We start from the raw sequence: 14,192 nt of genomic DNA on the forward strand, positions 1-14,192 counted from the left end.
AGATAGGACCTCTGATTAAGGTCCGAACGGCATCTTCAATTATTGCTACCCGTTACTTAAAACAAATCATCCTTACCGTTTAATCTACTTACTTCCTTTTCCAAATAATCAAGTCGTTTATGAATCCTGTAAAAAATCGGAAGATAAGCAATAACTATTATTATCATCCACCACATAAACTCACTCCTTTTTAAATTATAGGTTGTTCCTTCTTTAACTATCCTGCTGCGTTAGTGAAATAAATCTTCTTTATAATGTCATACTCATAGTGATGGTTCTGTTTTCAAACCCCAACCTTTCATATATTTTAATTGCTTGATTTCCCGCAAATACACTTAAACGGACTTCCGAATATCCTTCTTGTTTAAGTTGTTCAATACCTGATTCAATCAATTGTTTTGCAATCCCTTTTCCTCTGTATTCATCTAAAACAAATAATTCATAAATAAATCCGATTGGCTTATTTGAAAACTGGTCTTTACTTGCTCCTATAAGAATCCAACCCATTAATTCATTGTTTTCTGTTGCTATTAAATAATAACTACCCTTCTTTAAAAGAGGTTCTATTAATTGTTTGGCTATTTCAATCGTTGGTTCTGCTTCGCCTAACGTGCCATCAAATATCGCTTGTGGAGAAAGTGATAAAATCTTTTTGATTTCCAACTCATTTGGTTTTCTTATATTCATTAATTTAATTCAATCCTTCCAGAACTTTTAGAATAGAACTGATTTACCATTACTACTTCTATACAATCATAATCTTTCTATTAACTTTATGTTCATTTAAATAAATATTTTTAAATATTCGCCAAATATTTTCTTCATAACTTTGGGTGTGTTTTCTAAATAAACATTAATTTGTTCACTGTTCGATTCGAATTTATCAGAGTTTCTTTCATCTGTTGGAAAATCAGATATTCCTTTAATGATAATGCATTCAATATCATTCTTCTTACAGATATAAGCAATTGCACCCGCTTCTGTATCTGCTATTGTTATTTCGTTTTCTTTAAGTTCTAAATAGTCCTTCCACATAACTACTGCTTTATCAGCGGTGCCAATTGTTCCTGTATAAAAATCATTTCCATATTTTGATAGATCAATATCGACTATGAAGGATAGTTTAATAAGAGGCTCAATTTCTTTTACTGTGCAATCATATTGAACGGCTTTATCGGGTACAAAAATATCCAACTTACTGAACTTCTCATCTATTCCTGCACATGTTCCAGCAACAATTACTTTAGTTAAATTAAATTTAGAAATCATATACTGATTACCACCAACACTATTTACTTTTCTTATACCTGTACTATAAAAAACAAGTTCATTATTATTAATTGTTCTTATGAAATACTCACCATATGGATAACCGAAACGTTCGTTAATTTTTATGCTAAAGTATTCCAGTGTCGCTTCATATTCCCACTTCGTTGCAATACTTATTCCTATCATCGACTTATCACCCTACAAATAAAATTTGTCACCATTGAATGTCTATACAAGGTTTGAATTCATTTTTTATCACTATTCTTCCTTTGTTCATCATCAATTCGTTATTAATATGTAATATCCTTTTTTACAAACTTCTGCGTTAGTGGAACAAAGGATGCAGTTCTTTCTCAAGGAAAGCACCAGTTAGCGCAATTAGGAATTTGAATTTAAAAAGATAGACGCAACTATTCCCATAATCAAGGTTAAAGCAAAGCAAATGATTAAATCATTTTTCCAGTAGGTTTTACCGAATGGACTCCATTTACCTCCCAATAAACTAAATAACCTCTCTATTATAAAATCACACAACCATATACATATAAAAGCAATGATAAATCCCATTAGGTATCCCGCATTGAAAAATTTTATATAATTCCACAGTAATATTTATTAGAACGCTTATTCAACTATCCTGCGGCGTTAGTGGAACAAGGGTGGTAAATCCTTATTGAAGGAAAGCACCAGTTAGTTATCTTTATATTGATGGGCTACCCCAAGCAACAAACATATAAATGAATATTAAAATCATAAAAACAGAAACAATCTTTTTTTCTTTATATGTCTCAAACACTACCAATAAGGTTACTATTCCAAATAAAATTAGACCCAAAATATCTAACAGATTCGAATCAAAGAAAATAAGATTGCTAAAAGCAATAATGCCAGTAACTGCAATAGCAACGTTAGTTAAAAGTTTAAATTTGCCATTCATCATAAGACTCTCCTTTTTAAATATTTTATACTCTCCCCTTAATCGAAAAACTCTAATCCTTGTTCAACAATCCTGCTGCGATAGTGGAACAAGGATGTATTCGCCTTATTAAAGTAAAGCGATAGTTGAAGAAGAACCTTTTTATTTTTTGTCTTTCTTCCTTAAAGATTGATAAGTTCTTCTCATTCTTGCTAAGCCTAAAGTGTATCCTAAAGAAATCAATATCATAACCCCAATAACAACTAGAGAATCTAAAAATGTTCCGTTTGCCATAATGCTTATAACAATGCCGAACCCTATCCCAATAAGGAGACTCGGAATAATTAATGCACCTTTTTTTGTAAGGTATCTGGACAAAAAGATTGCAATCACAATAAATACAAAAGTACATGAAACAAAAATTATTGCATCAGTTCTCAATTGAAATCCTCCATTAAAAAATTACCTTCATTTTAAGAATGACTTATTTCACAAAAGCACCTGTTATTACAATAATTACTGGTTAAGTAATTTACTTTTTTTGATTATCCTTTATCGTTTTAGCCATTGCTAAAAATACAATAATAACAAAAATCATAGAAAATATAATTACTGAAGACAAATTATCACCTCATACTTTTATCCAAATTATACCATAATGGAATTCTGGGTTATTAATGTAACCTACTCCGTTAGTCGAATATGAAAAAGGCTGTCTTTTATGCAGCAAGATTTTTAAGGAAAGCACCCGTTAATTTAAGTAAATTATTTCACATATTATCAATCGCCCAATAAATTTCATTGTCCTCAATGCCAATTTTTTTAAATCCTAGTTTTTCTAAAACCCGTATAGATGGATAGTTTTCACTTGAACAACTGGCTGTTATCCTTTTCACCTTTGGTTGCTTCAATCCCCATTTAACCATTGCAATTGCCATTTCAGTCGCATATCCATTACCTTGTTAGCCTGGGAGAATACTATAACCCAAGTCCATTTCACCGTTTTTGCCTGGTCCACCTTTAAAACCCATATCCCCAATGATGGTGTTATCTTCTGTGTGTATGATAATACCTTCCCACTCATTTTCTTCTGGGTAATGACTAAACCGTTCAATCTTATAAGGAAGTAAATTCTTATAAACCGCCACAGGATATTCAATGGGAACATTAAAATTTGTTACTTTTTCTAATTGATTATTATCAATTAGAGTAGCTTTCATCATTTCGATTGTGAAAGTAACTAAAGTTAATCTATCTGTTTTGACATAAGGCATATCCCCATCCTTTCTAATCTGAACTAACCTGCCCTTTAACGAAATAAGGGCTATATACCTTGTTCCAGATAAGCCCCCGTTATATGAGACATACAAATTTATATTTAAGCACGGTCATTTCCGTTTTTTAACACTAAAGAAGTAAATTCAAGAATTTTCTATCCTTTTAAAATCAGCGTTATTCTTTTACATAAGCCAAATGAATACTAAATGCAGCATCAAAATCTCCTTGTGACATGTAATAATCTATCCATTGCCGATCATTTTCCTCATAAGCAACAAGTTCCCCGAAGTAATTATAAGTTAATGCTTGTTCTTCTGGATTTTTATTTAATATTTCTAAAAAATCATTTTCTGATTTATTGGCAATATCAAGCATCTTTTTCTCTATATCTGACAACGTTTCTCTTTGTTCCCGACTAATTTCATCCCAAAAATCTTCATGTATTTCTTTCATACTTGGAAGAAAAAATTGTTGAAAATCCTTCAATCGATTTTGTGTTTTTAATTGGATAACTTCTAAAGCCATAGGACTTGAAAGGTCTTCACGAAATTGTTGCTGATTAGTATTAATATCTACTATTTCATAGACCTTTTCAATATTAGATGAGTATATAAAAAGCTTTTTTCCCAAAGTAAAGAACGTATGTGTACTGTACATCCCTTCTACAACCAATACATTCTTGAGCTGCCTATGATATGGATTCGTTTTCTTTTTCTTCACCAATACTACACCTCGACATCTCCTATTTTTGTCATTTACTTTTTCTAACTATCTTATGACACCATTTTAACAAAAAAGTAAGTCGATCTATAATAACGGGTTCCGTTACCTATCGCAAAAAGCGAAATTACATTATAAAATGTACCTAGAATTGTAAAATGAATTGTACCGTGTTTTGTAGTTATATTTGTAATTAAAATTAAAAAAATCTCAGTTCACTGAAATGAGATTGTTCTTTTATTTATTTTCAATTGCTTATTGAACATTTATTTTTACTGCATAATGAACGGAACCTTGGTCCCAAGTAGCAATAATTTCGTATACGATATAACCTTTTTCATCCGTTTTAAATGTGGTACCTTCAACATCAACTTCTCTTACTTTTTGACTATTATCCCAAATATTCACTCTTACTCCTTGAGGAGATTGACCAAAATCCAAGTTGATTTCAGAGCCTAGTTTGGAATTCAATGGATTCTTTTGATGTACCACTATTTTTGGTGGTATATCTGAGTCAGAATCAATCGCAGTAGATGTTCCATCCATATTATCGGAAGACCAACTATAAGTGCCTAAGACTGCAAAAACTTCCTCATTGTTAGAACTGATTTTTAATTTAGGTGGTTCTTGTTCACCACAAGCACCTAAGATAATAGCTAACAAGAGAAATAATAATATTTTTTTCAATCACCTCACCCCTTCATTGGATTAGTCGTACATAATAACTATAAGTCTCAACTTATTAAACAATTCTGCGACTTTAGTTTAAGTGTAATAGTTCACAATATCTGTATTTATTTTAACACAAACATTCAGAAAACCTTGTAAAATCAAGAATAATCTAATCAACTTCCAATTTATCAGTAAATTTATGTGGGCTAATTCACGTAAGATTTGTAGGTCAAAATGTAGATTTAGAACTGGCTATAGTTATCCAACATTCAGCGTGAAAGTCATAAATCCAAAAGATAACACTTCTTTCTTTAGATTTTCTTTTAAAATTATATTTCTCAACAGCTATTATAATCATATAGAAGAAAGGCGATCAAGATGAGAAATAGTTTAAATGTTCCGTATAACTGAAGTAAGGTATACTGTAAGCAGAAAGTCATAAAACAAGCCGCCCCATGCTCGACACATGGAACGAGTACATTAGACTAACCCCTACAAAAGGGGAAGGCACAATATCGAGAAATAATCCTCAACTGATAGCCAAAATCAACATGAGGGGTTATGATAAATGCATCAGGCTGCCGAAAGAAATCTTCAAACCTTATACATGTTCCATTTCCATAAGCCACCCCACTTTTTTCAGGAAGATCCTAAAAGGTAGAAAGTGCACGTAACCCTATCACTTTCTGTTTTTCATCACTTCTGCTAATGCCTGAGAATTCACATCTTTTCCCTCATATAGTTTAGCAATGATGTTGTTATAGTCCTCTTCAGTTCGGTTTTGGCTTAATTTATAAGCAGCCTGAACTTCTGTTATTTTGATTTTCAATCCAACAATACCTTTGATTTGTTTTTTAGTTTGTGAAGAAAGATTCTCCCATAGAGCTGGATTCTTACGATGTTGTTCATATTTTTGTAATAGTACTATAAGGTCTTCTTGCAATTCCTGCTCACTCATAATACTAGCTGTTCCATATACATGGACAGTTTGGTAATTCCATGTTGGTACATTTTCAGATTTATACCAAGATGATGAAATGTAAGCTTGTGGACCTTGATACATAACAAGAACGTTTTCATCATTATCTTCTAACGTTCTCCATTGAGGGTTCGCATAAGCCATATGTCCAGTTATAAAGTAATCATCTCCTTGTTTATGTAACTCCAAAGGCAAATGAGTGGCAATAGGTTTCCCTTGTTGTGTTGTTACAATTGTTCCAAAAGAGTTTTTCTGAATAAATTCTCTGATTTCATCAAAGTCCGTAACTTTAAAATGCTTAGGGATATACATATAATCCACCTTTCATAAACATCATTTGAGTGTTTTGGCCATTATAAAATCAATTTGTTCTTCATCACCCATATAAAAAGAGTGGGATCCAGTTTTAACAAACCCGATTTTCTTATAAAAAGCAATAGCATTTTCATTCTTTTCCCATACACCTAGCCAGATTTCTTTTTTATTACGCTCCTCCGCTATTTCTATGGCTTTATTTAACAGATATTTACCTAGACCATGTCTTTGAAATTTGTTCTTTATATAAATCCTCTCGATTTCAAGTGATTCATCACCCATCTCTTCAGACTGAGCATCATTGGTATTAACCTTTAAGTATCCAACAACTTCATTATGATAAAAAACAAAATAGAATTCCGTATAGATATTGGACAATTCCTCAGCCAACTGTTTAGAATTAAATGCACTTTCCCGGTAGACTTTCATATTTTCAGGTGAATTCTGATCTTTGAATGTATCATTGAATGTTTCAATACTTATTTCCTGGAGTATGTTTAAATCTTCATGATTGCACCTTGTTATTCTCACGGTCATTTTAAAATGTCACTCCTTTATATATTCAGTAATTTCTCTTGTTTCCCTTTTTTACAGATTCCCAGTCTTTTTCTATATTTTTTCTTACTCTTTGAAGAAGGCTGGAAATGGTTTCCTCCTCACTTTTTGAAAACCCCTCTAATGCAACGGAATTGGAATAATCATTTTCTCTTTTTATAAAAGGATAAACATTTTTTCCTTTCTCCGTTGGAAAGAGTTTCTTAATTTTTTTGTTATATTTATCTTCTTTCTTTTCAATAAAGCCGTTAATCTCAAGATTTTTTATAGCACGCGCTGCTGTTGTTCGATCTACTTTTATCAATTCAGCCAATTTCTCTTGAATGATTCCTGGGGTTTCACATATTCGCACAATGTACAAATACTGTCCTTTTGTAAGATCATATTCTTTAAATTCTATATTACTTATAGAATCTAATGCCCTTGCTATCATTCCAATTTCACGTAGAATTTCCTTCATAATAAACTCCTCAGTATATATTTTTGTTGCAAATACAACAAAAGTGCCACTCATTAAATTTACCTCATTTATGTTGCATTTGCAACATAAATGAGGTAAAAAAGTCGTGTAGATTGTAACAGATACTATTTTTTTTAAAAACCAAAAAGCACTCACAGATGTTAATATATCAACATCTGTGAGTGCTTTATCATCCAACCACCGCTATGCATGGGATTGTGAAAACCTGTAATTTGGCTGTATTATCTTACTTAAATAATGCTATTATCAACTGACCCGAATTTATCAAGTAATGCCCGCACTTCATCCGTTGACTTTGCGTTCATCAACTGATTTCTTAATCCACTCGCTCCTGGAAAATCACGGACATATATCTTAAAAAAACGATGAAGCGGTTTGAATGGTCGAGGTTCAAATTCATTTGAATAGTGATCATGAAGATCGAGCTGCAATCTTAAGAGATCCAGAAATTCCTGACTGCTATGCTCCTTCGCCTGCTTTTCAAAAGCGAATGGATTTTTAAAAATTCCACGTCCAATCATAACCCCATCAACACCATACCTGCGAACGAGCTCCATACCAGTTTCGCGATCCGGAATATCTCCATTGATTGTCAAAAGTGTGTCTGGTGCCACTTTATCACGCAATTTTTTAATCTCTGGAATCAGTTCCCAATGAGCATCCACACTACTCATTTCCTTTTTCGTACGCAGATGAATAGAAAGATTAACAATGTCTTGTTTCAATAAGTGTGTAATCCAGTCGTGCCATTCATCTATATCCGTGTAACCAAGCCTTGTCTTCACACTTACAGGCAATCCTCCTGCTTTTGCTGCTTGTATGATATCTGCTGCAACTTCTGGACGACGGATAAGGCCGCTTCCCTTCCCTTTCGATGCCACATTGTGTACAGGACAGCCCATATTGATATCTACACCGAGAAAACCTTCTTTCGCCATTCCAATACTCATTTCCCTAAAGTGTTCAGGCTGATCCCCCCATATATGAGCCACAAGTGGTTGTTCATCTTCTGTAAAGGTCAAACGCCCACGAACACTTTGTTGCCCCTCTGGGTGACAATAACTTACCGTGTTTGTAAACTCTGTAAAAAAGACATCTGGTCTAGCTGCCGAACTTACTACATGACGGAATACAACATCCGTCACATCTTCCATTGGTGCTAGTATAAAAAATGGTCGTGGTAAATCACGCCAAAAATTAGTAGTCATTTAAAAATTCAAATCCTCTCATCATGTTCTTCTAAAGTTCCCCATTACTTCAACAGTTTCAGTTATGCTAACGAATGCGTTCGGATCAACGCTTTTAATAAGCGATTTTACAATTGCTAATTCATAACGGGTGATTACTGTATATAGCACTTTACTTTCCTTATTGGAATAAGCCCCATAGCCATTTATAACGGTAATACCCCGAATCAAATTACCAATAAGCTCATTTTTAAGCTCGTCTCCTCGATTTGTTACCACCATTAGACTTAATTTTATATGACGGGTATGAATGCGGTCAATAACAATTCCGGTAATATAAATCGAAGCCATTGTATATAATGCTAAATCCCAGGAGAAGAGAAATCCAGATATGAATACAACGATACTATTTAAACTGAAAATCAATCCGCCCAGAGGAATGTCCCGTTTTTGGGTTAGGACAAGTCCGATTATATCAAAGCCACCAGTAGACCCATATACACGTACAATGAAGCCAATGGCTATACCTGTAATGACACCGCCGAATACCGCAGATAATAATGCATCATCGGTTATTTTCATCACTGGGATATACTGCATGGAAACAGAAGTGATAATAACGGAGAACACACTGTTCGCTATAAATTCCTTCCCTAATTTCATCCAACCAATGATAAAGACGGGAATATTTAAAATGACAAGCCAAATACCAGAATTAATTGGAGAAAGTAGTCCAAAGATCATGGCAAGTCCTGTAATTCCACCTGATAATACTTCATGTGGGAGTAAAAACATATTAAAAGCAAAACCTAAACAAATAGAAAATATGAAAAGTATAGCTAATCTATATAAGCGATTCATTGATGATACACTCCGATCTTAAATTAAGGCTCTTCACCTTAACTTTTGTTGCTCTTTAATCCTCGCAACTAAGATATAACTTATCGCTACGGAAATATACTACGCTTTCCGCGGGAGGCTCACCAGCCTCCCGCAGGAGTTATCATGAACGAAACTAGCCCCTTAATCGTAACAACGTAGGTTATTTTGGTAATACTGAATTACTAGGTAAGTAAACCAAAACAGAGCTACAATACGAAAGGAGCTAGTATTATGAATGATACCACAAAATACGTAGGTTTAGACGTATCAAAAGACAAAATTGCAGTGGCAGTTGCGGAGGAGGGACGTTTAAAGCCAAGATATGTCGGTATGATTGACTATACGATAGAGGCAATTAGAAAGCTAATGAAAAAAATAGGTGAAGCTGAACAGCTTCAAGTTTGTTATGAAGCGGGACCAACTGGATACGGACTCTATCGACTTCTTAAGAGTATGGAGATTGAATGTGAAGTAATAGCACCATCGTTAATACCTAAGAAACCTGGCGATCGCGTCAAGACCGACAAACGTGATGCCATTAATCTCGCAACGCTTTACCGTGCTGGAGAATTAACACCGATTTATGTACCAACAGAAGATGATGAGGCATTACGCGATTTAGTTCGAGCACGCGAGGATGTAAAGGAAGATGAATTAAGAGCCAAACATAGATTAACAAAGTTTCTTCTAAGAAATGAAATCAGACCACCGATGGGCACCAAAAGATGGACAGTGAAATATTGGGATTGGCTGAATAAGATGACATTTAAACGGTCTGCCTCTCATGTAGCTTTCCAAGAATATTTGCAGCAACTAAAAGAATTTCAGCAACGATTAAAACTATTAGAAAGGGAAATTGAAGACCAAGCCAAAGATGGTGTCCATGCACCCATGATTCAAACACTCATGACATTACGAGGAGTGGCAGTTATCACAGCCACTAGTTTGGTTGCAGAAGTAGGATCATTCCAGCGATTTCAAACTCCAAAACAATTTATGGCATACACTGGGCTAGTACCAAGTGAAAACTCCAGTGGATCATCAAGGAAATTAGGTGACATAACAAAAACTGGGAATCGACATGTGCGAAGGTTGTTGATAGAGTCCGCGTGGAGCTATAGATACCAGCCTGCAGTCAAAGGAGAATTGAAAAAACGGCAAAATGGACAACCAACTAATATTTTAGGAATTTCATGGAAGGCTCAAAATCGCTTGCATAAAAAATACTTCCGTCTAATGGGACGTGGAAAAGAGAGCGGGAAAGCTATTACGGCAATCGCAAGAGAATTAGCAGGTTTCATTTGGGCAATTTCTCAAGAATCTAATTGGGAATCTAAAACAAATTAAGTTAGGTTTATCTTATAAGCTAAAAATTAGAAAGTGATATGAAAAGGGAATGAATATAGGGCTCGGAGGCAGAGGTGAAAACCGTAGAGGAGAACGCACGACGAAGACTTGTGCTAGCCATAAGATTGGTGAACGCACGCAAGGAGTTCGTGTAAGATCCTTGGACGGAGAGATAAAATGTGAGAACCCACGTATATCAGTATGCTCATCGGAGTAGAGGATTTTTGCCTTCGTGCCGTGTATTTATCTCCTTTATAAAAGATAGAAGGAGGATAATCATTATTCTTAGCTTTATGTTAGAATCTCAATCTTCCAATTGGCGGTCAAGGAAAGCACTTGACAATCAATCGGAAGATTGAGGGAATGTTGGCAAGCTAAGAAAAAGGATATAGTGTAGCAGGTATACTGCTTACAAATATAAATTAAAAAAAGAGCCTCAAAAGACTCTTAAATTAAGGTTGCCCTATTTAAATAAGTGCGAGGGGGATTTGACAGTTTCGTTCATATCAGTCTTCGTGTATTTCCTTCGCTGGCGTAGTACTAAACAAACGACCATTCATCTGAACTGATTAACTTACGCCACGGACCGTTGACTCCTGCGGGGAACAGCACGAGTCTGAAGACCCCGCAGAGTGGTTTTCTCGAGGAGGCCGTGCCGCGGAAAGCAACTATTCACAGCGGAAACTACTCAGCGCATACGTCTCAATTTATAGATTTTACGTCAAAAACAACAATCTTTTAGAAAACTGCCTAATTAATTACTTAATGAATTTTAGGGCTCATAAAATTAAAAGTCAATATATTTTAATGGAAAAAGCGACATCAACTTTATAAAACGTCACTTACCCACTATCACTTTTCACTAAAGACCTTTATAATAGATAAGCGAAACTAACGAAGGAAAAGGTGTTTTACATGAGTTTACTAACAGTTAAAGATTTGACGCACGGCTTTGGAGAACGGGCTATATTTGAAGATGTTTCTTTTCGTTTATTAAAGGGTGAACATATTGGGCTTATTGGTGCCAACGGTGAAGGTAAGTCCTCTTTTATGAATATCATTACCGGTAAGTTAGAGCCTGATGCAGGGACAATAACGTGGTCCAAAAACGTACGCCTCGGTTACTTGGACCAGCATGCCGATCTTAAGCAGGGAATGACTATGCGCGACGTACTCCGGACTGCTTTCAAATATCTATTTGATATGGAAGCAGAAATGAATGAACTTTTTGCGAAAATGGGAGAAGTTGGGGCTGAGGAACTTGAAGAATTACTTGAAGAAACTGGTCGGCTTCAGGACGCCTTAACTAACAATGATTTTTACACCATCGATGCTAAAGTTGACGAAGTCGCCAATGGACTTGGTTTGGACGAGATTGGTTTAGAGCGTGGTGTTCACGATTTGAGCGGTGGCCAGCGCACGAAAGTTCTGCTTGCCAAACTTCTTTTGGAAAAACCTGATATTTTGCTGCTAGACGAACCAACCAACTACCTTGATGTAGAACATATCGAATGGTTGAAAAAATATTTACTAGAATACGAAAATGCATTCATTCTTATTTCACATGACATACCATTTTTAAATAGCGTTGTTAATTTGATCTACCATATGGAGAACCAGGAGCTGACCCGCTACCCAGGGGATCATAATGAATTCCTTCGTGTATATGATATGAAAAAACAACAACTTGAATCAGCGTTTAAGAAGCAACAAAAGGAAATCGCCAGTTTAAAAACTTTCGTTGCTAAAAATAAAGCGAATGCGGCAACAAGTAAAATGGCTACGTCACGTCAAAAGAAACTAGATAAGATGGATGTCATCGAATTAGATTCAGAAAAACCAAAGCCAAAATTTCGTTTCAACGAAGCACGGACAGCTGGAAGGTATTTGTTTGAGACAAACGAACTCGTCATTGGATACGAAGAGCCACTATCAAGAAAACTTAACCTGGTTATGGAACGTGGCCAAAAGCTTGCATTATCAGGGGCAAATGGAATCGGGAAAACAACCCTTTTGCGAAGCATTCTTGGTGAAATTAAACCGGTTTCAGGTTCTGTCAAGCTAGGAGAACATCTTCATATCGGTTACTTTGAACAAGAACTAAAAGAAACAACCAACAGAACATGTATTGAAGAAATGTGGGATGAGTTCCCTCATCTTACACAACAAGAGGTGCGCCGGTCTTTAGCCAAATGTGGCCTCACCAAGAAGCATATTGAAAGTAAAGTTCGTGTATTAAGCGGAGGAGAAAAAGCAAAAGTTCGCCTTTGTAAATTGTTAAACAAAGATACCAATTTACTCATACTTGATGAGCCAACCAATCATCTGGACGTTGACGCAAAAGCAGAACTCAAGCTTGCGTTGAAAGATTATAATGGCAGTGTACTACTAATCTCACACGAGCCAGAATTTTATAAAGACATAGTAACAGATGTTTGGAACTGCGAAGACTGGACAACCAGAGTATTTTAACAAAAAAAAGAGAAGGACCGTCCGCTTAGTTGGGGTGTCCTTCTCTTTTTGTATTATTAAGCTTCATCCTTTAAAAAGATAGCAGGCACTAGTAATTCGTAATTCAAGGATTTGCAATATTTTCTATTGTTATCTCAGGAATACTATTACTAGATATATTGTAGAACTTTTTATTATTTCCTTTTTTGTACACATGGTGTAAGTTTGAAAAATAAAATTGTCCTTCTAATTGATCTAGAAATAGCATATATTCCCCAGTATGGATTGGTACTATTTTATCACCAAGGGGAAGAAGTCTATCCCCTAACTTACCTTCTTTCATTTGTTTAAAACCTACAGGATATATTATTTTAATTTTATCCCCAATCTTATATTTAGTGCCATCTAAAGTCTTAAAGCTATTATTTACAGTAGCAGTGTAGACCCTGTTAATTTTGTAAATATTATCTTCTGCGTCTTCTACTAGCTTTTCTGTATCATAGTCCCCATTAACTCTTGCATGGATAATAAACTCAGCATTTTTTTTAAGTGCTTTAAAGTTCTTTTCCCCAGGAATAGAAAGTCCAATTGAAGAATCTGCAGCACTGTCATCTGACTCAGAGGACTCTGGTACATTAACCTTCGACGAAACAACTGGTTCACCTTTGTTAACAGTATCCGAACATCCTGCTAATAAAATAAACCATACTACTACAAACGATATCAAAAGTTTATTCAAATTGAATTACCTCCAGATCAGTATAAGTAGCCATTAAAAGCGTTAACAATCATATATATGTTTATTTTAACATAAAAACACATATAATCCTTTTAAATATCGCAATTTTTAGATAGTTTAATCAAAATAAATAGCTCGCCTTTTGATTGACGATCCTCTTGTTAAAGTTTGCAACCTTTACTTTTAAGTATTTATCATAAACAGCTATCGTTTGAATGCGGAGTATATTTGTACTTAGCATTAAATAAAGTTGTTTTTTATCTTGCTTTTCAATAATAGCGCCCGGTTGTTTTGTGTCACTTTTTATACACAAAAACATGTGGCAGTCCATGTTCGGCATCATTCTCTCTACTTACATTATACTACTAATTATAAATTATTTATAGACTATACTTTCTAAA

The 14,192-nt window shown here is 34.7% G+C and carries 15 protein-coding genes and 1 pseudogene; 2 read left to right on the forward strand and 14 right to left on the reverse strand.

The features are described from left to right. Positions 1–249: 249 nt before the first annotated feature. From ACOI1D_RS18615 to ACOI1D_RS18675, 13 genes and pseudogenes are all read right to left on the reverse strand, one after another. The gene (locus ACOI1D_RS18615) at positions 250–687 is read right to left on the reverse strand and encodes a GNAT family N-acetyltransferase (protein WP_422503368.1); all 438 of its coding nucleotides are present in this window, start codon (positions 685–687) and stop codon (positions 250–252) included. A gap of 96 nt (positions 688–783) precedes the next feature. Then, complete coding sequence (locus tag ACOI1D_RS18620; RefSeq protein ID WP_422503369.1) at positions 784–1,455, reverse strand: permease; 672 nt, start codon at positions 1,453–1,455, stop codon at positions 784–786. A gap of 514 nt (positions 1,456–1,969) precedes the next feature. Then, positions 1,970–2,209, reverse strand: coding sequence for a hypothetical protein (locus ACOI1D_RS18625; RefSeq protein WP_422503370.1), 240 nt, complete (start codon positions 2,207–2,209; stop codon positions 1,970–1,972). A 138-nt stretch (positions 2,210–2,347) separates the two neighbouring features. Beyond that, positions 2,348–2,626, reverse strand: a complete 279-nt coding sequence (locus ACOI1D_RS18630; RefSeq protein WP_422503371.1) for a hypothetical protein — start codon at positions 2,624–2,626, stop codon at positions 2,348–2,350. A 329-nt stretch (positions 2,627–2,955) separates the two neighbouring features. Next, positions 2,956–3,135: pseudogene (locus ACOI1D_RS18635) on the reverse strand (GNAT family N-acetyltransferase); the annotation flags it as partial. Positions 3,136–3,147: 12 nt separating this feature from the next. Then, positions 3,148–3,459: a GNAT family N-acetyltransferase gene (locus ACOI1D_RS18640; protein WP_422503372.1), complete on the reverse strand. Its 312-nt coding sequence runs from the start codon at positions 3,457–3,459 to the stop codon at positions 3,148–3,150. Positions 3,460–3,637: 178 nt separating this feature from the next. Beyond that, entirely contained in the window at positions 3,638–4,183 is a 546-nt protein-coding gene (locus tag ACOI1D_RS18645; RefSeq protein WP_422503373.1) for a hypothetical protein, read from the reverse strand. Positions 4,184–4,438: 255 nt separating this feature from the next. Next, the gene (locus ACOI1D_RS18650) at positions 4,439–4,870 is read right to left on the reverse strand and encodes a hypothetical protein (RefSeq protein WP_422503375.1); all 432 of its coding nucleotides are present in this window, start codon (positions 4,868–4,870) and stop codon (positions 4,439–4,441) included. Between the two features lie 664 nt (positions 4,871–5,534). Continuing rightward, positions 5,535–6,146, reverse strand: coding sequence for an FMN-binding negative transcriptional regulator (locus ACOI1D_RS18655; RefSeq protein ID WP_422503376.1), 612 nt, complete (start codon positions 6,144–6,146; stop codon positions 5,535–5,537). 21 nt (positions 6,147–6,167) lie between these two features. Continuing rightward, positions 6,168–6,686, reverse strand: a complete 519-nt coding sequence (locus tag ACOI1D_RS18660) for a GNAT family N-acetyltransferase (RefSeq protein ID WP_422503377.1) — start codon at positions 6,684–6,686, stop codon at positions 6,168–6,170. 25 nt (positions 6,687–6,711) lie between these two features. After that, positions 6,712–7,164 carry a MarR family winged helix-turn-helix transcriptional regulator gene (locus ACOI1D_RS18665; RefSeq protein WP_422503383.1) on the reverse strand — a complete coding sequence of 151 codons (453 nt, stop codon included), beginning with the start codon at positions 7,162–7,164 and terminating at the stop codon, positions 6,712–6,714. Positions 7,165–7,415: 251 nt separating this feature from the next. Further along, positions 7,416–8,393: a tRNA dihydrouridine synthase gene (locus ACOI1D_RS18670; RefSeq protein ID WP_422503378.1), complete on the reverse strand. Its 978-nt coding sequence runs from the start codon at positions 8,391–8,393 to the stop codon at positions 7,416–7,418. Between the two features lie 21 nt (positions 8,394–8,414). Further along, the gene (locus ACOI1D_RS18675; RefSeq protein WP_422503379.1) at positions 8,415–9,233 is read right to left on the reverse strand and encodes a YitT family protein; all 819 of its coding nucleotides are present in this window, start codon (positions 9,231–9,233) and stop codon (positions 8,415–8,417) included. Between the two features lie 252 nt (positions 9,234–9,485). On the opposite strand from ACOI1D_RS18675, the gene ACOI1D_RS18680 reads away from it, so the two are divergent. Continuing rightward, the gene (locus tag ACOI1D_RS18680) at positions 9,486–10,601 is read left to right on the forward strand and encodes an IS110 family transposase (protein ID WP_422503380.1); all 1,116 of its coding nucleotides are present in this window, start codon (positions 9,486–9,488) and stop codon (positions 10,599–10,601) included. 915 nt (positions 10,602–11,516) lie between these two features. Further along, positions 11,517–13,073, forward strand: coding sequence for an ABC-F family ATP-binding cassette domain-containing protein (locus tag ACOI1D_RS18685; RefSeq protein ID WP_422503381.1), 1,557 nt, complete (start codon positions 11,517–11,519; stop codon positions 13,071–13,073). A gap of 103 nt (positions 13,074–13,176) precedes the next feature. On the opposite strand, the gene ACOI1D_RS18690 is transcribed toward ACOI1D_RS18685, so the two are convergent. After that, positions 13,177–13,791: a hypothetical protein gene (locus ACOI1D_RS18690; RefSeq protein ID WP_422503382.1), complete on the reverse strand. Its 615-nt coding sequence runs from the start codon at positions 13,789–13,791 to the stop codon at positions 13,177–13,179. Positions 13,792–14,192 lie beyond the last annotated feature (401 nt).

It is taken from the genome of Virgibacillus sp. DJP39 (genome assembly GCF_049310925.1).
GTDB lineage: Bacteria > Bacillota > Bacilli > Bacillales > Amphibacillaceae > Virgibacillus_F.

Coding starts and splice junctions, on each gene's coding strand:
- ACOI1D_RS18655 (WP_422503376.1), bottom strand. CDS start 6,146: ATGTATATCCCTAAGCATTTTAAAGTTACGGACTTTGATGAAATCAGA.
- ACOI1D_RS18665 (WP_422503383.1), bottom strand. CDS start 7,164: ATGAAGGAAATTCTACGTGAAATTGGAATGATAGCAAGGGCATTAGAT.
- ACOI1D_RS18670 (WP_422503378.1), bottom strand. CDS start 8,393: ATGACTACTAATTTTTGGCGTGATTTACCACGACCATTTTTTATACTA.
- ACOI1D_RS18615 (WP_422503368.1), bottom strand. CDS start 687: ATGAATATAAGAAAACCAAATGAGTTGGAAATCAAAAAGATTTTATCA.
- ACOI1D_RS18620 (WP_422503369.1), bottom strand. CDS start 1,455: ATGATAGGAATAAGTATTGCAACGAAGTGGGAATATGAAGCGACACTG.
- ACOI1D_RS18640 (WP_422503372.1), bottom strand. CDS start 3,459: ATGCCTTATGTCAAAACAGATAGATTAACTTTAGTTACTTTCACAATC.
- ACOI1D_RS18625 (WP_422503370.1), bottom strand. CDS start 2,209: ATGATGAATGGCAAATTTAAACTTTTAACTAACGTTGCTATTGCAGTT.
- ACOI1D_RS18675 (WP_422503379.1), bottom strand. CDS start 9,233: ATGAATCGCTTATATAGATTAGCTATACTTTTCATATTTTCTATTTGT.
- ACOI1D_RS18660 (WP_422503377.1), bottom strand. CDS start 6,686: ATGACCGTGAGAATAACAAGGTGCAATCATGAAGATTTAAACATACTC.
- ACOI1D_RS18680 (WP_422503380.1), top strand. CDS start 9,486: ATGAATGATACCACAAAATACGTAGGTTTAGACGTATCAAAAGACAAA.
- ACOI1D_RS18685 (WP_422503381.1), top strand. CDS start 11,517: ATGAGTTTACTAACAGTTAAAGATTTGACGCACGGCTTTGGAGAACGG.